Here is a 20843-nt window from a genome sequence, read left to right as displayed (position 1 = left end):
CGCAGAGATAGAACGCGCGATCTGGCGTACGGGCGTAGAACACCGCGCGCGGCGAGTGTCCCGTTTTGCTCGGCGTTCGGCACTGCCGCCCATTGGCGCAGCAAGCCCGGTGCGCTTCGGACATCATCGAGCGCGGGCCATCCGGACAGGCGCGCGCATGCTGGTGGAGCAGGACGTGACCCTTCTTCACGGCCACTCCTTCAGTGTGCCCACCAACGCGAACACCGCGAAGATCACCCCGACCCAGCCCAGCACGGTGGCGCAGATCGCGCCCACGCAGCCCCATGCCACCTGGCGCTTGCGGGGCAGCGGTGGACGCTGCACAAACACATCACGGGTGAGGGGTCTGGGGGTCATGCTGACCCTCCCCGGAGGCGCGCTACCAGCCCCTGCGTCGGCGCATTCCCATGACGCGAAACTGACACCTGGGCGTTCCGGCGGGGCCGCCCTTCAGAGGAGAGGCCCAACGACGCGGCCAGCCGCCAAACCCGGGCTCCCCTCTGAGAACGCCCCCGCTGGCACCCGACTACTGAACTTTTAATCCGTAGGTCGTGGGTTCGATCCCCACCCCGGTCACGGTCGAGCGGCTATCTTCTTCGCATGCGCACGCCATTGTTTCGCTGGACGCCGTGGGTCCTCACGGCACTCCTTGCCGCGATTGCACTTCCGGCCGCCGCACAGCTCGGCCTCCCGAAGAAAGCGTCGCCCGCCGATTCCTCGCCCGCTGAGTCCTCCGCGTCACCGCGGGCGGCGATGCGTGATTTCCTCCGCCTGGCGAATGCCGGGGACTGGCCTGGCGCTGCGGATTATCTGGCCGTGCCTGCCGCGCAGGAAGCCCGGGGACCGGTGCTCGCGCGCCGTCTCAAGTCGGTGCTCGATCAACGGCTCGCGCTCGATGTGAACAGTCTCTCGCCCCTCGTCGTGGGTGACACCACGGACGGGGATCTGAACGGCGACCGTGTGGGCGTGATTCTCGCCGCCAACGGACACGAAGAAGTGATCCGCCTAGTGCGGACTGCGGGCGTGCCCACCAGATGGGTGTTTTCGTCGGCCACGGTGGCCAATATCGACGCCTGGTTCGACGGCCTTGGGGCTCCCTGGGTACGGGAGCGGGTGCCGGCCTCGTTGCTGCGGGAAGGTCCGCTCAACGTGTACTGGTGGCAGTGGATCGGCATCGGCATTGCCTTGCCCATCCTGGTGCTCGCGGCCTGGATGCTTGGCGCGCTGCTGCGGCAGGTGCTGGTGCGGGTCACGGCGCGCACGGTGACCACCTGGGATGAACAACTGCTGCAGCACCTGCGTGGCCCGTTCCGCCTTTGGGCGGCGGCCGTGGTGGCAGAGCCATTGCTGTCGGTGCTCACGCTGAATGCCCGCGTTGCAGCCTTCCTCAGTGCGTTCACGCGCGGGATGGTACTGATCGCGCTGTTCTGGGCCATTCTCCAGATCATTCGCATCGTGCAGTCGCGGCTCGAGAATGCCGCCTGGGAAACCGGGCAGGGCGCTCAGGCTCGTACGTTGGTGCCGCTGCTGGGCAACTTCCTGCGTGTGGCGCTGTCGGTGGTGGCGTTGCTGGTGGCGCTCGCGCAGTTCGGCTATCCCGTCGGTACGCTGCTGGCCGGCCTTGGTATCGGCGGTATTGCCGTGGCATTGGCCGCGCAGAAAACGGTGGAGCATCTCTTCGGCAGTGTGAGTCTCGCGGCCGACAAAGTCTTGCGTGTTGGCGATTGGGTGAAGACCGGTACCACCGAAGGTTCGGTGGAACGCATTGGCTTGCGGTCGACCAGCATCCGAACGATGGACCGCACCGTGGTGCGCGTGCCCAACGGCAAACTGGCCGATGATCGCATCGAAACGTTCGGAGAGCGCGACCGCATGCTGCTGCGCACCGATCTCGACTTGACGTACGAAACAAGTCGTGAGGATCTGGTGCGCATCCGCGACGAAGTCGAGGCCCTGCTGCGCGCCCATCCGAAGGTGTGGCCCGATGTCGTGCGCGCGAATATCACGGCCTTCACCGAGTCGGCCATCCGGCTCAATGTGGTCGCCTGGTTCGTCACCACTGACTACAACGAATTCCTGCGCATCCGACACGACCTGTTCCTCGAATTCTTGCGCATCCTCGAGGACCATGGTTCGGCGTTCGCCTATCCATCGCGCACCATCTATCACGTGCAACAGGATCCGGGCACACACGGCCCGGGATTTCCACCCCATGTCGTGGAATGATGCCGTGGTGATGTTGGCACCTGCACGATGATGCCGGCGCTGATGGCGGTGCTGCAGATCGATGTGCAGTTCACTCCCCCGGCACTGCTGGCGACGGAACTGGCGGCCACGTTGCTGCAGGGGGCCGTCACCACTGGTGTGGCGGTGCTGTGCGCGCATTTGTATGTGCGGTACCGCCGTTCCTGGTTCGGGTGGTTTGCCGTGGCATGGGGCGTGTATGTCGCACGGCTCTTTTGCATCCTGAGCTTCCTGCTCACGGGTGAGCGGGTGTGGTTGTACTGGCATCAGGTGACCACCGGTTGGACGGCGCTCGCGCTGCTCTGGGCGTCGCTGGTGTTTTCACGACAGATGCGCCCACGACTGGTGTATCTGTGGTGGGCCTTGTTCCCGCCGCTGTGGTCGTACATCGCGATCTACCAGCTCGATCACTTCCTGTGGGCCGCGTTGCCCGCAGTGCTGTTCCTCAGCGGCGCCACGGCGTGGACCGGTTGGGTGTTCTGGCGCCATCATCGCATTGCCCACTCCACGGGCGCGCGTTGGCTGGCGGTGTCGTTTGCGCTGTGGGGGCTGCACCACCTCGACTATCCGTTCCTGCGCGCGCAGGGCGCATGGACGCCGTGGGGTTACTACCTCGATATCAGCTTTGTGCTGCTCGTGGCCGCCGGATTGGTGCTGCTGGTGCTCGACGATCTGGGGCGTGGCGTGCGCGCGCTGAGTGCGCTCTCCGGCGACCTGCAGCGACGCGCATCGGGCCAGCGTCATGAACGGGATCCGGTGGACACCCTGCTGGTGCGTCCACTCGCACTGCCCGGTGTGCGCGGCGCGGCGATGTTCCTGTTCGACGCGGTACCACCCACCGGTGCGATGCGCAGCATGTCGAAGTCGACATCGGCCGACGGCATCACCGCATCAGCGGCGGCGACCGACACGGGCGACGCGGCCAGCGAAAGCGGCAGTGAAGGCCATAGCGAAGGGCAAAGTGAAGGCAGTCCGGAAGAAGAGACGGCCGCTGAGGTGATGGAGCGTGTGCTGTCGCAGGCCCGGACACGAGGCGAAGCGGCGCCACCGGCGGATGCCTTGGCCCGAGGCCGCTTCGTGAGCGGCGCGGGAGTGTGCAGTGCGTGGGCTGGTGATACCGCCCAGCATGAAGTGCACGATGCACTCGCGCGCATGCGGCTGACACGGCGACCGCAGATCGTGGCGGCCGCCGGTGAGCAGCCATTCGTGGCCGTGCTGCCGGTTGGAGCGGGCAGTCAGTTGGTTGGTGCGCTCGTCATGGCCGGTGATGTGCGCAATCCGTTCACGGCCCTCGACGACGACTTCCTGCTCGCGCTGGGACAGCAGGTGGGCGCGGCACTCGATCAGTGGGCTCTCGATCGCCAGCTCGCCGCGCGCACCCAGGCGCTCGAGCAGCTCTCGGCCCGCATGCTGCGGCAACACGAAGAGGAACGTCGGCGTCTCTCACGCGAACTGCACGATGAAACAGCGCAGGTGTTTTCCGCCGTGAAGATGCAGCTCGAATCCCTGCGTCCGTTGCTGGCCGCCGATTCGTCACCCCGCCTCGATCGATTGTTGTCGCTGGTGGATACCGGCATCGCGAGCATCCGTCAGGTCACCAGCGCCCTGCGCCCCACGCTGCTCGATGACCTGGGGCTGCGGCCGGCGCTGCATTCGCTGGTCACCGACTTCACCGAACGCAGCGGCCTGCTGGTCGTGTTTGGCGCACCACCGACACTGCCGCCATTGCCCGGAGAGGCCGACCTCGCGGTGTTTCGCGCCTTGCAGGAGGCGTTGAGCAATATCGTGCGCCATGCCGAGGCCGAGCGTGTGGATGTCACCGTTTCGGTGGACGACGACGCCCTGACCCTGGTGGTGCGGGATGACGGTCGTGGGTTCCCCACGCTCCGCAACGGACGGCTCAGAAGCACCGAGCATCGCATGGGGATCACCGGCATGCGTGAGCGGCTGCTGGCGGTGGGCGGATCGGTGACCATCGTGAACTGCACGCCCGGTGCGGAACTGTCGATCTACGTCCCGCGCATACCCGACGACCGATGACAACGCTTCAGCTCTGCTCCACGCTATTATTGGTGGAACCCCTGACTTGATGAACGCTTCAGTTGCTCCCACCGCCCCGATCCGGGTGCTGATCGCGGACGACCATGCCTTGGTCCGTGAGGGGCTTCGCTACGTGCTCGATGCCGATCCCGGCATCGAAGTGGTGGGCGAAGCCTCGAACGGGCGCACGGCCGTGGACCTCGCCCTGCAGCACGTGCCGGACGTGGTGGTGCTCGATATCACCATGCCCGAAGAGTCGGGCCTCAAGGCGGCGGCGCGGCTGCGGGAGGCACTGCCGGACACCCGGGTGCTGCTGCTCAGCATGCACGATCAGGGCGAGTACGTGCGCGAAGGCATGCGCATCGGTACACACGGGTACCTGCTCAAGGACTCGGCCGGCGAAGAGCTCCGGGCGGCTATTCGGGCCGTGCATGCCGGCGGCACATTTTTCAGTCCGGCTGTGGTGCGGCGTCTCACATCGACCGAAGTGGTCAGTGAGGGCGCGCCGGCGGCGCAGCTCGATCTGCTCACCCCTCGGGAGCGGGATGTGCTGGCGGGCGTGGCGCGCGGTCTGACCAACAAGGCCATTGCGGCCGAATTGGGGATCAGCCGCCGGACGGTGGAGGCGCATCGGGAGAGTCTGATGCGCAAACTGCAGATCCACTCCGTGGCGGGGCTCACCCGCTTCGCGCTCGAAACGGGGATCATCACCGACGCGTGAGCCCGCGTGGGCACGTGTCGTGGGTCGGACATCACGCGTTGCGCTGTTACATGTCGCAGCACGGTTCGTCAGCTCGCAAAGGGCTCAGAGCGTGACACCGATTGTCACGCCAGCCTCACCCCTGCCGACCATGATCCTCTCCGAGCTGATCGACCGTGACGCCTATGGCGTCGGCGTAGCATTGACCGCGCGAGCTGAGCCTTCCACGGAAGAGCGCCCGAGAGTGCAGTTCGTCGACTGTCAGTTGGAGCGGGGGCCTGCCGCATTTACCCGGGTCACGGTGCGTTTCAGCGGGCCCTTTTTTGCGGATGGCAGCTATATCTGCCGGCAGGAAGGGACCGCCTGCGAAGGGGGAGATCTCCGGCTGGCCGCCTTGGCCACCTTCGACGCCCTGGTGACGGCATCGGACGGTGCAATGCGTTTCGAGCTGATCGGGGTGAAGCCAGTGCGCGCCTTCGATACGATGGTCATGATGGTGGCGGCGATGGCCCGGGACGGTGCGGAATCCCGTCGTGTGGTGGGCGCGTCGATCGTGGAAGGGGATGCCATGGCGGCGGCGGTGCGGGCCGCCCTGCATGCCGCCAACCGCGTGGCCGCCCCTCTGCTCGGGCCGCTCTCCTAGGACCGTTTTCCCATCGTCGTTCGCCTGGGGCAGGCTCGTCCGTGATGGCCGCCACCGGGGATTGGGGAGGTCGGGTATCACTGGCGGCGCTCCCGGGTTATAACACGACGTGCAACGTCCGCGCCGCTGTCTCTGTCTGAGATACCGGGCGGACCGGTTCCGACGACGGAGTCCGCCTGCTGCTCGCGACTCCGTACGATCCCTTCCTCGGCGCTGGCGTATGTCGTTTCGCTACCTCCTGCTGTTCCCGCGCGCGGCGCTGTTGTCGAGCGCTGCGGTCGCGTTGACGGGATGCCTCTCGTCAGCCCCATGGCGTGGCCCATCGAGGGCATCCACGCCGCCCGCTCAGACGGTGCCGGTGGCGGTTTCTGCGTCGCTTGCACCGACGGCCGATTCACGTCTGGCCGTCCGCGACACCGTGCTCACCGATGAAGTGGTGCAGACCGCCGTGTCGGTGTTTGGTGATTCCACGGCGGTCGCCGCGGCCGATTCGGCCGTGGATCCGCAGTGGGATATCGACGTGCGGTCTTATGAGACGCATGATCGGGTCGCGCACTACGTGAATCTGTTCGGCTCCAGTGCGCGCGAACGATTCTCTGCACGCCTGTCGGCTGGCACTCGCTATGAACCCATGATCCGCGCCAAACTGCGGGCCAGTGGGATGCCGGAGGATTTGACGTACCTCGCCCTGATCGAGAGTGGGTACGACCCTCATGCCTACTCCCGCGCGGCGGCGGTGGGCATGTGGCAGTTCATGAGCAGTACGGCACGCGACATCGGCATGCGCGTGGACTGGTGGGTAGACGATCGCCGAGATCCCGCGCGCGCCACCGATGGGGCCATCCGTTTCCTGGGCTACCTCCAGAAACAATTCGGTTCGTTTTATCTCGCCGCGGCCGCGTACAATGGCGGTCCTGGGCGCGTGGCGCGTGGCCTGACGCGTTTCGCAGAGGAACTGGAAGGATTCGAAGGAGAGGATCGGTTCTTTGCACTGGCTGACCAGGACTACCTGCGGGCAGAGACCAAGAACTATGTACCGCAGCTCATTGCGGCCGCCTTGATCGCCAAAACCCCCGATCGCTACGGGATCACCCTCGATTCGCTGCCGCTCTATTTGTACGACTCGGTTTCGGTGGCGCCGGGAACCAGCCTTGCCGTGGTTTCGCGGGCGAGCGGTACGGACAGCAAGGAACTGCGGACACTCAATCCGTCGTTGTTACGAGGCATGGCGCCGCCGGATGCGTCGGCGTGGGTCCGGTTGCCAGTCGGTACCGCTGACGCGACGCGGGCGGCGCTCGATACCATGGCCGACGTGCAGGGGTTCGTGAGCACGAAGATCACCGGCACGACCACCACGGCGAGTGGATTGGCCAGCAAACACGGGATCTCTCTCAAGCAACTGCGATGGTTCAACCCCGCCCTCAAGGTGTCCGCCAAGGGACGCCTCACGTCGGGTCAGTCGGTGCGCATCCCCGATGCCGCCACACTGGCGTACGCGTTCGAGATTCCCGATCCCTCCATCGAACGGTATGGGACGGGCTCCAAGGTTTCGCTACAGTCTCGTGGGGTGCATGTGGTGCGCCGAGGCGAGACCATGGGCGGCATCGCGCGCCGCTACGGCCTGACGCAGGCCCGCCTGCAGTCGATGAACGGTCTCCGGGGCACGCGACTGATAGCGGGGCAGACGTTGCAGGTTCGCGGGGCCACGCGCACGGCCTCGTCGTCGGTCACGGCGTCGGGTGCGAGCGGCAAAGCCACGGTCAGCAAGGCCAAGGCGACCAGTAAGGCGAAGAGTGGCGCCGCCAAGTCTGGCAAGGCGAAGGCCAGCACCAGCAAGGCCAAGAGTACCAAGGCTACGAGCAGCAAGGCCAAGACCAGCAAGGCCAAGACGAGCAAAGCGAAGGCCGGTGCGGCCAAGTCGACGAAGCCCAAGAGCAGCGCCACGAAGTCCAGCGCCACGAAGTCCAAGACCCGCACGGCGGCGAAGTAGGCGCCGGTTCTGAGTCACCCGGAAAAGCAGGCGGCCCACTCGAGATCGCGCAGGCCGCCTGTCGTGTTTCTATGGTGAAGCGGGACGGTCAGTCCAGCGTACCACGCCCGCGATAGCCTCGTGTGATGATGCTTTCGTAGCCGTTGGCGGGGCTCATACCCATGGCGATCGCGTTGTTCACCGCCGTGGGGCCGCGGTTGTACACAAGCAGCGCCATCTTGAGATCGCCCTTGTAATCGCGAATCAGCGTGCGCAGGTAGCGGAAACCGATACGGAGATTGATGTCGGGATCGAGCAGCTCCTCACGTGTCACGTTGGGTTCGAACACCCGCGCCGTGCCGTACATGAGTTGGGTCAGACCCATGGCACCCACCGGGCTCACGGCTTTGACGTCGAACACGCTCTCGACACGCACCAGGCGGAATGCCAGCTCCGGCTCGAGGCCAGCGGTGATGGCGGCGTCGTAGATCCGACGAGCCAGGTCCGGCTTGATGCGGTACTTGGTGCTGTACGTGAAGATGTGGTGCCAGCGACCCAGCGATTCCCGCTGTTCCCGCTCCCGTGGATCGGGGGCGAACGCAAACGCGGGTGTGTTGGTTTGCGGCTTGTTCGCCTGTTTGCTGCGCGAGCGCTTGAGCACCTCACCGGCCGGGCGCCACAACGGCTGAACCGTCAGAGGCGGCACACGTGGGCCGGACACCGGGATCTGCGGGCCATTGCCCGCTACGGCCAGCGGCGAGACCGCGGTGCCGGGATGATCAGGCGCGACGTCGGTCTGCGTTGACGTTCCAAACTCGGGGCGGACCACCACCATCGCGGCCAACGCCACCATTCCCAGCAACCCCAGCTTCGAAAGCTGTCGGCGCGCCGCCCGGCGACGGATTCGCCGGCGACGAGCCTTGGCATCGAGACTCGGTACTGCAGCTACTGCATCTATTGGGTCGTGCATAGGCCCTCGCTTTCAACGGTCGCTACGGACGGTTGATGACATCTCCCGACACGCCGCCGCGTTTTTCGCGCAACGTGATGTTCGAGATCACCATCGTCCGGTCGATCGCCTTGGCCATGTCGTAGATCGTCAACAGTGCGACGGACACGGCGGTCAGCGCTTCCATCTCCACCCCGGTCTGGGCGGTGGTACGGACAGATCCCTCCACCAGACACCCGGGGAGCGACTCATCGAGACTAACCCGAACCTCGATCCCCGACAACGGGAGCGGGTGGCACAGGGGAACGAGCTCAGCCGTTCTCTTGGCTGCCTGAATTCCGGCCAGTCGGGCCACCGGGATGACGTCGCCTTTCTTCAACCCATTGTCACGTATGGCGTTGAATGTTTCCCGCGCCATAACAATGTGCCCGGATGCCACCGCCGATCGTACGGAAATCGGTTTGTGACCTACGTCAACCATTTGGAAATTTCCCGCACCATCAAGGTGCGAAAGTCCACTCGCGGCGTCTGTCATGGTGGGTTCAGGGGTTCAACGTCTGGTGCAAAGAGGTGAGCAGCGAGGCCATGAGTAGTTGCGGGCTCACGTTGCCCTGCGCTTTCGTTTTTGCGTTTTCGACGAACAACAACGTCGACGCGGTGCGCCGCGCATCGACATCGTGGCCAGACAACGTCAACTGTTTCGCACGGGCATGCAGCAACAGCGTGAGCGCATCGAGTGTGTCGCTGAACGACCCTCGTGCCCCGGCCACACCTTGTTTTGCCGCCGCCTTGATGCGTTCGGCCGTGCCATCCGGCGTATTGGGCGCGAGTGCGGCCTCCAGAATGCGACGCGCGGCGGTGAATGCCGCACTCATCGAATCTCCGGCCAGCAGCGCACCCGGTGCCCCATTCGCGCGAGCAAGCAACTCTTCCCGCGGCGTGCGGGCGAACTTGCGCTCTACGACGGCGTCGCTGAGAAAGGCGTCCATGTCCGCCGGCGTGAGCGGTGGCACCCGCACGGACACCACACGGGACTTGATCGTAGGCAGCAGCGCGCCCGGTTCACTCGTCGTGAGCAGCAGGGTGGTCCCGTTGGGAGGCTCTTCGAGCAGCTTGAGGAACGCATTCGCTGCCTGATCGGCGCCTTCCTGGCTCACCATCCGCTCCGCGTCGCCCACCACGAACACGGCACGTCGCGCCATGGCGGGGCGCAGCGAGGCCATGTGCACCAGCGCGCGCACGGTGGCGACATACAGGCCTTCCGTTCCAGGCGGCGGACTCCACAGCCCTTCATCACCCATGCGCTCGGCGACGGCTTCGGCCACATCGGCCTTCACGTCATCGGTCGACGCATCGCCATCCTTGAGACGCGGACGCGGGAAGAACCAGTGCAGATCGGGATGGACGCCCCGTTCCGCATAGCGGCAGTGCTGGCAGGCGCCGCAGGGTTCCCGCAGTCCTTCCGTCGTGGCGCGATCACAGAGCAGGAACTGGCCGAGCCACAGACCGAGGCGCTGCTTGCCCACGCCACGCCGCCCCTGGAACAGCAGGCTCGCGGGCAGTCGACCGTCGGACGCTGCGGCGGTCAGGCGCTGCCGGAGGGGATGATGGCCGTAGAGTGGACGAAAGGACACGAGTCGCGCGGTGAAGTTGGGAAGAGACCGGGAATCTAACGGTCGACCGGCAATCCTCGTGCGATAGTGCCGAGAGACGGGCGTTTGGGGGATAAGGTTGGAGGGGAGGAGTTCTATGCTGTAGGCTGTAGGTGGTAAATGGCGGCCAGTGTGCCGCCGGGATGTCTCACTTTGGACCTCACATCACGTGCGACAGAGACTGCGACGGGCAGCATTGGGGGCGGCGTTCCTCATGATCGGCATGGGGACGCGGGTCGACGCTCAACCCACGCGGGCGCGGGCTTTGGGGCTGGCGCCGGGCATCTTCACACCGGGGCGACACAACGCCATCACCGACGTGGAGGGCGTCAAAGTGGGGCAGGTGACGATCAGCGAGGGGGATTCGCTGCGCACCGGCGTCACGGCCATTGTACCGCACGGCGGCGACCTGTTTCGCGATCGTGTGCCGGCGGCCCTGCATGTGGGCAACGGGTTCGGGAAGTTGCTCGGTGTGACACAGTTGCGTGAGCTGGGAGAAATCGAAACGCCTATCGTGCTGACGTGCACCCTGTGCATCTGGCAGGCCGGCGACGCGCTTGCGCAGTGGATGCTGGCCCGGCCGGAGAATGCCGGCGTGCGTTCCATCAATCCGGTGGTGGGCGAAACCAACGATGGCCAACTCAATGCCACCCGCGCGCGCCCGGGTATTGGTGCGGCGGTGCAGCGCGCGCTGGCTTCTGCGACCGATGGTCCGGTCATGGAAGGCAGCGTAGGCGCGGGCCATGGCACGGTGATGTTTGGTTGGAAAGGCGGCATCGGCACCTCCTCCCGCGTACTGCCCGCCACGCTGGGCGGATTCCGCATCGGCGTGCTGGTGCAGGGGAACTACGGCGGTGTGCTGCAGATGATGGGGGCGCCGATCGGGCAGCAACTTGGACGCTACGCGTTCCAGCGCGATGTGGCACCGGCCAACAATCGGTCACCGGGGGATGCCGGTGCTGAGCATGGTGACGGGTCGTGCATGATCGTCATTGCCACCGATGCGCCGATCCTGTCACGCAATCTCGAACGACTGGCCGCGCGTGCCGTGATGGGGCTGGCGCGCACGGGCTCCAGCGCCTCGAACGGATCGGGTGACTATGTGCTGGCGTTCTCCACCGCATCCAAGGTGCGTCGCAATCCGGATGCGGTCGTGAACACCAACGAAGAACTGGGCAACGATCAGATGTCCGCCCTGTTTCAGGCGGTCACCGAAGCTACCGAAGAAGCGCTCTACAACGCGTTGCTGATGGCGACCCCGGTGTCGAGTCGTTCGTCGCGCGTGAATCCGTTGCCGGTGGATTCGGTCAGGCTGCTGCTGCGGGCGCGGGGAATCCGGTAAGGGCGATGGCGGGTCCCCCGCGATCCGACGTCGCTACTGCAGCACGTCTGCCAGCACCGCTCCCGCCGTAGCCAGGCCGCCGGCGCCTGGTCCCTGAAATGCGATGGACCCTGCCGATTCACTTTCGATCACGACGCGATTGAAGGGACCGCGCACCGCTGCCCATGCATCGTCGCCTCGTACGCGTGTGGGCAGGATGCGCGCGACAAAACCATCGCCATCACGTTCGCAGGTGGCGATCAGCTTCACGCGATCGCCCTCGGCGGCCGCCTGGGCGGCCCACAGGGCGATCTCGGCGTCGAGTCCACGCCGCGTGACCTTCAGGGTTTGCGGATCGATGCCAAACGCAAGCCAGGCGAGCACGCGCAGTTTGTCTTCGATGTCCTGACCGTTCAGGTCACGCGTCGGATCAGCTTCGGCATACCCCAGCTCCTGCGCGGCCGCGACGGCCGCGTCGAGGGAAAGACCGTCGGCAATCTGCTCCAGTACATAGTTGCTGGTGCCATTCAGGATGCCGCTCACGCGGGTGATGCCGACACCCGCCGCGCCACTGCGGACACAACGTACGATGGGAATGGCGCCGCACACGGCACCCTCGAAATCGATGCGCGTACCATGTTGGCTGGCGAGTGTCTGCAGCGCCTCACCCTGTTCACTCAGCAGCGCTTTGTTGGCCGTGACCACACGAATGCCGCGCTGCAACGCCGTTTCGACGAGGACGCGCGCGGTGGTGGTACCACCAATGGCTTCCACCAGTACATCGATGTCGCCGTCCAGCAGGTGCTGCGCTTCGGTGATACAGGCATCGTCCGATGTGATCCCCTCACCAATGGCACGTGCCAGCGCTGGGCGTTCGCGCGAGGCGTCACGCACGAGAATGCGTGTCACGTGCACATCCGGCGTGTCGCTGACCCGGCTGGTGCGTTCGGCGTGTCGGGCGCTGAGCAGATCGAGCAAGCTGCCACCCACATGGCCGCACCCCGCCAGTGCGATACGCAACGGACGCACGGGCGCTTTGGACAGGGGTGAGCGATCGCGCACATCGCTCTGGTGCGTCGCCGTGGACGACGATGTAACCAAGGATACTTCCTCTGTGACTGCAGGGTTCGAAGACACCGTGTTCGGTTCACGTGATGCGGCGGCGTTCAAGGCGTGCGTCAGGATGCGTGAAACCCGGTCGGTTTCGAGGAGAAACGCATCGTGTCCATGCACGGAGGGCAGATCGATGTACGTGGCGCCGGACGCCTCGGTCCATTCCCGCACACATTCGGCGGGGTAGAGCAGATCGCCCGGAATGCCAACGCCCGTGAGTCGATCTGCGACCGGTTCGAGCGCGGCCGCGATACCACCGCGGCCTCGGCCGACGTCATGCACGTCCATCGCATCGATGAGCGCGCCGTAGCTGGTGGCGTCGAAGCGGGCAACGAGACGCTCCCCGTGCGCATCGAGCCACTCGTTCACCTGGAAGCCATCGGTGGCACTGCGGGTGCGTCCAAAACGTCGTTCGAGGCTTTCCGGTGTGCGGTAGCTCAGCATGCCGATCATGCGGGCGAGGGCAAGCCCGTTGTGGGCGCCGCCGAGCGTGATGGCGCGACGCTTGATCGCATTCCAGGCCAATCCCTGCGCCGTTTGTGCGGCCGGCGCGGCAAAACACACAGCGCCACGCACGCGCTCCGGAAAGCTCGCCGCAAACTCCAGCGTCACCATGCCACCCAGCGAACCACCACACACGAGCAGCGGCGTCTGCACCCGGAGCACATCGAGCAGACGCGCCAGCACACGTGCCTGATCACGCGTGGTGATGGGGGGCAGGGCATCGGGGGCTGCGTTGCTGGGGCCTGTCGTGCCCTCACATCCGCCGAGCAGGTTGGCGGAGAGCACGGCGTGTCGTGACGGATCGATCGCCCGATCACTGCCAATGACGTCCTTCCACCAGCTACTGGCTTCGGAGGTGCCGGTCAGTGCATGGACCACCAGCACGACGTTGTCAGCCGCCGCATTGATGGCACCTTCCAGTCGGAAGTGCACATCGATGTGAGCGAGCCGTTCACCCGAATCGAACGGGATGTCGTGGAGGGCAATGATCTCGTCGCGCGCCGGGATCGTGCTCGCCACCCCCGCACGCTCCGATGCCGTCTGCGTGGTCGCAGGAGGACGACCGTTTGCGCCTGTCCCCGTCTCCGATGTCACCATGGGCTTCTCGAGGCTGAAAGACGCGGCCGTACGGGACGCGACGACCACACGCGGTGTGCGAGTGTTGCCTGGAAAGGTGGAAACACTCATGCGGCGGTCTCCGCGCGCTGGGGGCCGGAGTTGCCGGTGCGGGAGCTATCGACGGCCACCGCGGCCGCCAATGCGCGATCCAGATCGGCAATGAGATCATCGGCGTCCTCGAGTCCGATGGATAGACGCACAAGGTCCGATGTCACGCCGGCCGCTCGCCGCTCGGTTTCGCTCAACTGTTCGTGCGTCGTGGTCCAGGGATGAATCACGAGGCTCTTGGCGTCGCCCACATTCGCGAGCAAGGAGAACAGCTTCGTTTCCTTGATGAAACGCCGTGCGGCCGCTTCACCGCCACGTACGCCGAACGTGAGTACACCACCAAATCCCTTGGCGAGATACTTCGTGGCCTGCCCATGCGATGCATGAGTCGCAAGGCCGGGATACTTCACCCAGGCAACCGACGGGTGCGACTCGAGGTACTGCGCGATGCGCAGCGCGTTGGCGCTGTGCTGGCGGATGCGCAGGGGCAGTGTTTCGAGTCCCTGCAGGAACAGGAAGGCGTTGAACGGTGAGAGGGCCGCGCCGATGTCACGCAGCAACAACACGCGCAGACGAATGGCGTAAGCGACATTCGCCCCGTTCAGGTTGCCGAAGACATCGGAGAACACGAGGCCATGATAGGCCGGTTCGGGTTCCTTGTAGAAACTGCGGAAGCGCGCCGTGGCGCCCCAGTCGAAGCGTCCGCTGTCCACGATCACGCCACCGATGCTGGTGCCATGGCCACCGATCCACTTGGTGGCGCTGTGCACCACGATATCGGCCCCGTGTTCGATGGGCTTGCAGAGCACCGGCGCAAAGGTGTTGTCGACGACCAGTGGCAGGTTGTACTGATGGGCCAGATTCGCGAGCGCCTCGATATCGGGTACGTCGAGCGCCGGGTTGCCCACGGTCTCTACGTAGATGGCGCGTGTCTGATCGTCGATGGCCGCGGCCACGGCCTTGTGATCGTGAATGTCGACGAAGCGGGTACGAATGCCGAGTCGGGGGAGCGTGTTCCCGAGCAGCGACACGGTGCCACCGTACAGGGAACGCGAGGCCACGATGTTGTTGCCGGCTTCCGCGAGATTCAGAATCGCGAGCGTCTGCGCGGCCTGTCCGCTGGCCACGGCGACGGCGGCCACACCACCTTCGAGCGCGGCAATGCGCTTCTCGAAGACATCGGTGGTGGGGTTCATGATGCGCGTATAGATGTTGCCAAACGCGCGCAGGCCGAAGAGATCGGCGGCGTGTTCGGGGCTTTCGAACACGTAGGAGCTGGTGGCGTAGATCGGCACCGCCCGTGAGCCCGTGGCACTGTCGGGCGATTCCTGCCCGGCGTGCAGGGCAAGCGTGTCAACGGACAGCGGGCGTGCGGTGTGGTTCGAAACGGCAGACATCGTGGCACTCTCCAAAAAGCGGGTGAGTGCCGCCCAACAACACGAACGCGCCCGGATACGGATAGACCGCCGGGCGCTATCGCTGTTTAGCTCGTTGTTTTACGTGGCGGCAATCGGCGGCAAATCACCACGGACGACAGTCGCTGCCGAGTGCAGCGGTGCGTCTTCCCTTCAGTTTTGGTGTTACGGGTTGAAGCCGCGAACCGCCTCAAACGACTGACGGCCCACGCCGATTTCTCGTCGCGGGCCGTCAGGGCCTCGACTTAGACGGAAGGACAGCGCCTCAGGCGCTGAGTACACGGCCCGTCAAATCGGGAAAATCGCCGTGCACTCCCCAGTATCGGCACCCCTCGCCGTTTTATCAAGTCCCGGATCAAACTGCTCCGTCACCCACCGCGCGGTAGGTGTCACGGGCGATCAGCAGCTCTTCGTCCGTCGGCACGACCCAGGCCTCCAGTGCGGCGCCTTCGGTCGAGAATCGCCCTTCCTGGCCGCCGACCAATGCCTGGTTCCGGTCGGCGTCGATGTGCAGGCCTGCCCACTGCAGCCCTTCGCAGATCAGCGCCCGCACCTCCGGAGCGTTTTCGCCCACGCCGCCGGCAAAGACCACCGCATCCGCGCCACCCATGGCCGCGAGATACGAGCCTACGTACTTCCGGGCACGATAGCAGAACATTTCGATGGCGAGGCGGGCTCGACGGTCGCGCAGTTCGTTCGCCTCGGCCAACAGGTCCCGCATGTCATTGGTCAATCCGGAGATGCCCAGCAGTCCGGATTGGCTGTTCAGCATGGCCTCGACTTGTGGCGGAGACAGGCCTTCCTTGGCGCCGATGTAGTCGAGCAGCGCGGCATCGATGTCACCGGCGCGGGTCCCCATCACCAGTCCTTCGAGGGGCGTGAAGCCCATGCTGGTGTCGATGGACTGTCCGTCCTTGATGGCGCACGCGGAACACCCGTTGCCCAGGTGCAGGGTCACGATGCGTACGTCGGCTTTCGCACGGCCTGTGAGCTTGCGGAAGCGATAGGCGATGGAGCGGTGCGAGGTCCCGTGAAAGCCATAGCGCCGTACCTTGTGCCGTCGGTACAACGGATAGGGGATGGCGTAGAGATAGGCGTGTTCAGGCAGCGTCTGGTGAAACGCGGTGTCGAACACGGCCACCTGTGGCACACCGTCCCCAAGAGCGGCGCGCGCGGCTTCGATACCCCGCAGGTTGTGCGGATTGTGCAGCGGCGCGAGCTCGATGGTTTCTTCGATGCCACGTAGGACGCCATCGTCCACGCGCACACTGTTGCGGAACTGCTCTCCGCCGTGCACCACCCGATGACCGACCGCGTGAAGGTCGGCGCGTGCGCTGAGCCCCGTGCCACTTTCGGCGGAGGTCACGAAACCCACCAGCCAATCGACGGCCGCGCGCAGGTCGCGCAGGGCGGCGGTGCGCTTGCGTGAACTGCCATCGGGGAGCCGGAGTGTGATGACCGACTCCCCACCGATACGTTCGATCTGCCCGCGGATCAACTTTTCATCCTGATCGGCGGCGATGCGCTGTGCGTCGGTCACGACGACCTGGAACTTGAGGGTCGCCGATCCCGCGTTGAGCACCAGAATGTTCAACTGTGCCTCGAGAAGCGGCGGTTGTTGCGCCGGCCGCCTGGGTAGTCGATCAGAACGGCTTGTAGAGCACCATGTAGACGGCGACGCCAGCGAGCACGGGCATCAACAGCAGAAACGGCTTGGCCAGCGCCGGCTTGCGGTACGGGAGCAGCGCCAGACCACCAAACGCCAGCCAGATGATGAGCTTGACCCAGAGCCAGCCCGGGAAGTTCGTGCCATGCGCAAAGCCGATACGGGCGAGCATGCCAAACCCACCGACCAGAATGAGCAGCATGCCGATGCCATGCACGGCCGAGACGAGGGGGCGGGTGGTGCTGGTCGCCTTGGTACCACCGTTGGCAGCATGGACGGCAACACCGCCGATCGCCATGAACAGCATGGCGATGCCGAGGATGTGCAGGATTTCGTAGAACTGATGTGGGAACATGGGGCGGGAACTCAGGTCAGGAGGTGATGTGCGCGAGCACGGGCTCGTGCACGTCGAAGCTGCCGGTGGTAGCCGGCGAGAGGCGGCGATAGCTCTCGAGCACACGACCCAGCGCATCTTGCGCGCTGGTGCCGATGGCCGAGAGGTGCCCCATCTTGCGACCGGCACGTGCGCCGGCCTTGCCATACAGGTGCAGGCGCACGCCGTCCACTTCGAGCGCGTGCTCCATCGCGGGCGGAGTATCCTGCACCCACACGTCGCCAAGTAGGTTCACGATGGCGGATGGTGCGAAGGCGGTGGTGTCGCCGAGTGGCAGGTCACAGACAGCTCGCACCAACTGCTCGAACTGACTGGTGGCGAGTCCGCGTTCACTGTGGTGATACGTGTTGTGCGGACGTGGGGCGAGTTCGTTGACCAGCAGCGTGTTGTCCTTGGTCACGAAACACTCTACCGCGAGCAGTCCGACGATGCCGATGCGTTCGGCGACGCCACGTGCGAGGTGCTGTGCACGCTGCGTCATGGCATCGGAGATCACGGCGGGTACCACGGCCCAGGTGAGAATGCCGCTGGTGTGGTGATTGCGCGATGGCGGATACACGGCCACCTGTCCGCTGGCCGAGCGCGCCACGAGCACCGAGATCTCGTACGCGATATCGATGCGCTGCTCCACCACACAGGGGTGGCCGCCGAGCGCGGTCCACGCGTCTTTGGCCTGATCGACGTTGGACAGACGCACCTGACCGCGTCCGTCGTAGCCACCATGGGTGGACTTGGCGATGCAAGGGCCGTGGGTGCGCACGGCATCGGCGATGTCATCGGCCGACTGTGCGGCGACGAAGGCGCCAAGCGGGAAGTCGTTGGCCTTGAGCCACTGCTTCTGCCGGATGCGATCCTGGATGATGTAGACCGCCTCGCGTCCGGGGTGCAGTGTGGTGCGCGCTGCCACTGCGTCGAGCACGTCCGGGTGGATCTGTTCGATTTCGAGCGTGATGACATCGCACTGCGACGCGAGATCGACCGCGGCGTTCACGTCGTCGAATTTCGCGGTGATGGTGCGGGACGCCACGGGTCGTGTTGCGCAGGCGGCCTCGGGGTCGAGCACCTGGATGTCGTAGCCCATCGAACGGGCGGCGAGGGCGGTCATGCGCCCGAGTTGGCCACCGCCCAGAAAGCCGATGGTCGCGCCGGGGAGAATCGGCGAACGGGAACCGCTAGGGAAACCAGCACTCACGGAATGATCGCGTTGGGGGCGTTGAGCGGACGGGCCAGCGCTTCGGCGGCTTTGACACGCCGGCGGTTGAGCAGCGCGTCGTGCAAGGCGGCATCACCGGCGGCCAGCAACTGGGCGGCGTACAGGGCCGCGTTCGTGGCGCCGGGCTTGCCAATGGCAAAGGTCGCCACCGGGATGCCCCCCGGCATCTGGACGATGCTGAGCAGGGCGTCCAACCCATTGAGCGGGGTGGCCACGACGGGCACGCCGAGGACGGGGACGAGCGTCTTGGACGCGAGCATACCAGGCAGGTGCGCCGCACCGCCGGCCCCGGCGATGATGGCGCGCAAGCCGCGTGCGTGCGCCTGTTCGGCGTATTCGAACAGCCAGTCTGGCGTCCGATGGGCGGAGACGACGCGGGCTTCGTAGGGAATGCCGAGTTCGGCGAGCACCTCGCAGGCAGGCGCGAGCGTGTCATAGTCGCTGGCGCTGCCCATCACCACACCCACGAGGGGGGTGGAGCCGGCGGTGAGGGCGCTGTCGGGCACTGCAGTCACGGGGGCTCCGGAAGAAGGACGGATGGCGGAGCTCGTTGGGGCGGCCGCCTTCGCGTCTCAACTTACCGTCGGCCCGACGGGGGACCAACCCGGAGGACGGGGACTACGGGGGCGGGATCCAGGGGAGGGGGAACGACGGGAGCTGGACCTACGGGAGCTGGACCTACGGGAGCTGGACCTACGGGAGCTGGACAGACGGGGCCCAACGGGAATCGGAAGGACGAGAACCGCAGTCGTGTCGGTCCAGTTCCCGCTGGTCCCCGTTTCACCAGCTCGCGTTCTTCCAGCTTCCGTGGGTCCAGCTCCCGTTCCACCAGCTTCCGTCCGTCCAGCTCCCGCTGTCCACGCCGTTCACGGCCTGACTACTGGTCTTCCTTGGGCGTCGCGGATTTCCACTGGTGCGATATTCGTGGCCTTGAGCGCAGGCTCGATCGACGCGCGGTCGCCGGCGATCACGATCGTCAGACGGGTGGGGTCGATGTAGCGGGTGGCCACGCGCTGTACATCGGCGGCGGTCACACGGCCGATCCCGGCGTTGAACGTGTTCAACGTGGTCAGCGGCAGGTTGTACGGAATCAGCGCCGATACCTGCGATGCGATATCGCGTGTCGACTCGAAACCTTCGGCGTATCCGAGCTGCAGGTACCGCTTCGTCTTCGCCAGTTCGGCGGCCGGCAGCGCGTTACGCACGCCCTTCAGCTCATTCATGAACTCGATGAGCGCCGAATCGGTCTTGGCGGATACGACTTCCGAGCTCGCCGTGAACGGTCCTGCTTCACGACGCATCGCGAAGCTCGAGCCGGCCCCGTAGGTGAACGCCTTCTTTTCGCGCAGCGTGTTGTTCAGGCGCGACGTGAACGAACCACCCAGCGCCGTGTTGAGCACCATGAGCGGGTAGTAATCGGGCGTGCTGCGTGCCACACCGATGCCGCCGATACGGAACGAGGACTGCGCGGCCTTTGGCTTGTCGACGATGAAGATGGTCGTCGGTCGCGGTGCCATGCGGTTGGACGCATAGACCGGCGCGGGCGGCAGTGTGCCGCGTTCCCAGGCGCCGAAGGCACGCGTGGCGATCGCTTCTGCCTGCGCCACGGTCAGGTCGCCCACCATCACCAGCGTGGCGTTGTTCGGACGATACCATGACCGCCAGAACTGCTTCACATCGTCCAGCGTGATCGATTCGGCCGTTTCCTTGGTGCCGTTGCCGCTGCGGCCATACGGATGCATCTCGCCGAACACCAAGGAGGCAAAGGCGCGCGACGCGAGGGCCGGACCGCGATCCTGTTCCTGCAACAGCGTCGTCAGTCGCTCGCTCTTCAGGCGCGCGAACTCCTTCTCGGGAAAGGTCGGCCGGAGTGCGACATCGGCCATGAGCTGCATGGCGCTGTCGAGCGTGGCGCGGGTGCTGTGCAGCGAAATCGAACTGGATTCGAACGCGGCGCCCGTACCGAGAGAAATCGCGAGGTAGCCAATTTCTTCGGCCAGACCCAGCGCGTCGCGCGAGCCGGCTCCTTCGTCGAGCATGTTGGCCGTCAGTGTTGCCAGGCCTGCCTTGGCGGCGCCATCGGCTTCGGCGCCCGTACGCACGACCAGTACGGCGTCCACAATGGGCAGTTCACGATGCTGCACGATCACCAGCTTGAGACCGTTGGGCAGCGTGCGTTCCACCATGGTGGGCAACGTCAGTGCCTTGGGGGCGCCAAGGACGGGCGGCGTGGTGCTGGCCGGGCGCGGCGCGGCACCCTGTGCTCCGGCGGTGTGCAGCGCCATCAGCGATGCCAGGCCAACCACCGCACCGGCACGCCCCATGGCCGCGAATGCAGAATGTGTCATCGTGGG

General features: G+C 65.6%; 17 protein-coding genes and 1 riboswitch. Of the genes, 6 read left to right on the top strand and 11 right to left on the bottom strand.

From position 1 onward, the window contains the following. Positions 1 to 186 precede the first annotated feature (186 nt). Positions 187 to 357, bottom strand: coding sequence for a hypothetical protein (locus GAU_RS22250; RefSeq protein ID WP_012683722.1), 171 nt, complete (start codon positions 355 to 357; stop codon positions 187 to 189). 243 nt (positions 358 to 600) lie between these two features. Here GAU_RS22250 and GAU_RS11495 point away from each other — a divergent pair, with 243 nt between their 5' ends. The 5 genes from GAU_RS11495 to GAU_RS20910 all read left to right on the top strand — a co-directional run bounded on the left by GAU_RS11495 (position 601) and on the right by GAU_RS20910 (position 7617). Further along, complete coding sequence (locus GAU_RS11495) at positions 601 to 2226, top strand: mechanosensitive ion channel family protein (protein WP_012683721.1); 1626 nt, start codon at positions 601 to 603, stop codon at positions 2224 to 2226. 27 nt (positions 2227 to 2253) lie between these two features. Further along, entirely contained in the window at positions 2254 to 4284 is a 2031-nt protein-coding gene (locus tag GAU_RS20915; protein WP_012683720.1) for a sensor histidine kinase, read from the top strand. Between the two features lie 49 nt (positions 4285 to 4333). Further along, entirely contained in the window at positions 4334 to 5005 is a 672-nt protein-coding gene (locus GAU_RS11485; protein ID WP_012683719.1) for a response regulator, read from the top strand. Positions 5006 to 5135: 130 nt separating this feature from the next. Beyond that, complete coding sequence (locus tag GAU_RS11480; RefSeq protein ID WP_041265475.1) at positions 5136 to 5627, top strand: hypothetical protein; 492 nt, start codon at positions 5136 to 5138, stop codon at positions 5625 to 5627. A 220-nt stretch (positions 5628 to 5847) separates the two neighbouring features. Beyond that, positions 5848 to 7617 (top strand): transglycosylase SLT domain-containing protein, encoded by a 1770-nt coding sequence (locus tag GAU_RS20910; RefSeq protein ID WP_012683717.1) that lies wholly within the window; start codon positions 5848 to 5850, stop codon positions 7615 to 7617. A gap of 88 nt (positions 7618 to 7705) precedes the next feature. Here GAU_RS20910 and GAU_RS20905 read toward each other — a convergent pair whose 3' ends face one another. From GAU_RS20905 to GAU_RS11460, 3 genes are read right to left on the bottom strand one after another with little or no spacing between them, the layout of a single operon-like run. Beyond that, the gene (locus GAU_RS20905) at positions 7706 to 8566 is read right to left on the bottom strand and encodes a lytic transglycosylase domain-containing protein (RefSeq protein WP_012683716.1); all 861 of its coding nucleotides are present in this window, start codon (positions 8564 to 8566) and stop codon (positions 7706 to 7708) included. 22 nt (positions 8567 to 8588) lie between these two features. After that, positions 8589 to 9080: a cyclic pyranopterin monophosphate synthase MoaC gene (gene moaC, locus GAU_RS11465; protein ID WP_012683715.1), complete on the bottom strand. Its 492-nt coding sequence runs from the start codon at positions 9078 to 9080 to the stop codon at positions 8589 to 8591. 7 nt (positions 9081 to 9087) lie between these two features. Continuing rightward, the gene (locus tag GAU_RS11460; RefSeq protein ID WP_012683714.1) at positions 9088 to 10179 is read right to left on the bottom strand and encodes a DNA polymerase III, delta' subunit; all 1092 of its coding nucleotides are present in this window, start codon (positions 10177 to 10179) and stop codon (positions 9088 to 9090) included. A gap of 187 nt (positions 10180 to 10366) precedes the next feature. Between GAU_RS11460 and GAU_RS11455 the strand changes: the two genes are divergently transcribed. Next, positions 10367 to 11539, top strand: a complete 1173-nt coding sequence (locus tag GAU_RS11455) for a P1 family peptidase (protein WP_012683713.1) — start codon at positions 10367 to 10369, stop codon at positions 11537 to 11539. 33 nt (positions 11540 to 11572) lie between these two features. On the opposite strand, the gene GAU_RS20900 is transcribed toward GAU_RS11455, so the two are convergent. From GAU_RS20900 to GAU_RS11415, 7 genes are all read right to left on the bottom strand, one after another. Further along, the gene (locus GAU_RS20900; RefSeq protein ID WP_083765605.1) at positions 11573 to 13822 is read right to left on the bottom strand and encodes a homoserine dehydrogenase; all 2250 of its coding nucleotides are present in this window, start codon (positions 13820 to 13822) and stop codon (positions 11573 to 11575) included. After that, on the bottom strand, positions 13819 to 15198 hold the full coding sequence (locus GAU_RS11440) for an O-acetylhomoserine aminocarboxypropyltransferase/cysteine synthase family protein (RefSeq protein ID WP_012683711.1): 1380 nt from the start codon (positions 15196 to 15198) through the stop codon (positions 13819 to 13821). The genes GAU_RS20900 and GAU_RS11440 overlap by 4 nt, the downstream gene beginning before the upstream one ends. A 65-nt stretch (positions 15199 to 15263) precedes the next feature. Beyond that, positions 15264 to 15339: riboswitch (SAM riboswitch) on the bottom strand. A gap of 232 nt (positions 15340 to 15571) precedes the next feature. Beyond that, positions 15572 to 16810, bottom strand: coding sequence for an acetate kinase (locus GAU_RS11435; RefSeq protein ID WP_012683710.1), 1239 nt, complete (start codon positions 16808 to 16810; stop codon positions 15572 to 15574). A 49-nt stretch (positions 16811 to 16859) separates the two neighbouring features. After that, positions 16860 to 17237, bottom strand: a complete 378-nt coding sequence (locus GAU_RS11430) for a hypothetical protein (RefSeq protein WP_012683709.1) — start codon at positions 17235 to 17237, stop codon at positions 16860 to 16862. Between the two features lie 16 nt (positions 17238 to 17253). Then, positions 17254 to 18468: a 5-(carboxyamino)imidazole ribonucleotide synthase gene (purK, locus tag GAU_RS11425; protein WP_012683708.1), complete on the bottom strand. Its 1215-nt coding sequence runs from the start codon at positions 18466 to 18468 to the stop codon at positions 17254 to 17256. Next, positions 18465 to 18944, bottom strand: coding sequence for a 5-(carboxyamino)imidazole ribonucleotide mutase (purE, locus tag GAU_RS11420; protein ID WP_052574596.1), 480 nt, complete (start codon positions 18942 to 18944; stop codon positions 18465 to 18467). The genes purK and purE overlap by 4 nt, the downstream gene beginning before the upstream one ends. Before the next feature lie 411 nt (positions 18945 to 19355). Then, entirely contained in the window at positions 19356 to 20837 is a 1482-nt protein-coding gene (locus tag GAU_RS11415) for a M16 family metallopeptidase (RefSeq protein ID WP_169307667.1), read from the bottom strand. Positions 20838 to 20843: the final 6 nt, after the last annotated feature.

This window comes from Gemmatimonas aurantiaca T-27, assembly GCF_000010305.1.
Taxonomy (GTDB): domain Bacteria; phylum Gemmatimonadota; class Gemmatimonadetes; order Gemmatimonadales; family Gemmatimonadaceae; genus Gemmatimonas; species Gemmatimonas aurantiaca.
The sequence above is the reverse complement of the archived record's forward strand: the minus strand, read 5'-3'. Positions and strand labels throughout refer to the sequence as shown.

What these genes read in the sequence shown, in the direction of transcription:
- GAU_RS20905 (WP_012683716.1), bottom strand. Translation starts at nt 8,566, where the DNA reads ATGCACGACCCAATAGATGCAGTAGCTGCAGTACCGAGTCTCGATGCC.
- GAU_RS11415 (WP_169307667.1), bottom strand. Translation starts at nt 20,837, where the DNA reads ATGACACATTCTGCATTCGCGGCCATGGGGCGTGCCGGTGCGGTGGTT.
- GAU_RS20910 (WP_012683717.1), top strand. Translation starts at nt 5,848, where the DNA reads ATGTCGTTTCGCTACCTCCTGCTGTTCCCGCGCGCGGCGCTGTTGTCG.
- purE (WP_052574596.1), bottom strand. Translation starts at nt 18,944, where the DNA reads ATGGGCAGCGCCAGCGACTATGACACGCTCGCGCCTGCCTGCGAGGTG.
- moaC (WP_012683715.1), bottom strand. Translation starts at nt 9,080, where the DNA reads ATGACAGACGCCGCGAGTGGACTTTCGCACCTTGATGGTGCGGGAAAT.
- GAU_RS22250 (WP_012683722.1), bottom strand. Translation starts at nt 357, where the DNA reads ATGACCCCCAGACCCCTCACCCGTGATGTGTTTGTGCAGCGTCCACCG.
- GAU_RS11430 (WP_012683709.1), bottom strand. Translation starts at nt 17,237, where the DNA reads ATGTTCCCACATCAGTTCTACGAAATCCTGCACATCCTCGGCATCGCC.
- GAU_RS20915 (WP_012683720.1), top strand. Translation starts at nt 2,254, where the DNA reads ATGATGCCGGCGCTGATGGCGGTGCTGCAGATCGATGTGCAGTTCACT.
- GAU_RS11480 (WP_041265475.1), top strand. Translation starts at nt 5,136, where the DNA reads ATGATCCTCTCCGAGCTGATCGACCGTGACGCCTATGGCGTCGGCGTA.
- GAU_RS11485 (WP_012683719.1), top strand. Translation starts at nt 4,334, where the DNA reads ATGAACGCTTCAGTTGCTCCCACCGCCCCGATCCGGGTGCTGATCGCG.
- GAU_RS20900 (WP_083765605.1), bottom strand. Translation starts at nt 13,822, where the DNA reads ATGAGTGTTTCCACCTTTCCAGGCAACACTCGCACACCGCGTGTGGTC.
- GAU_RS11440 (WP_012683711.1), bottom strand. Translation starts at nt 15,198, where the DNA reads ATGTCTGCCGTTTCGAACCACACCGCACGCCCGCTGTCCGTTGACACG.
- GAU_RS11495 (WP_012683721.1), top strand. Translation starts at nt 601, where the DNA reads ATGCGCACGCCATTGTTTCGCTGGACGCCGTGGGTCCTCACGGCACTC.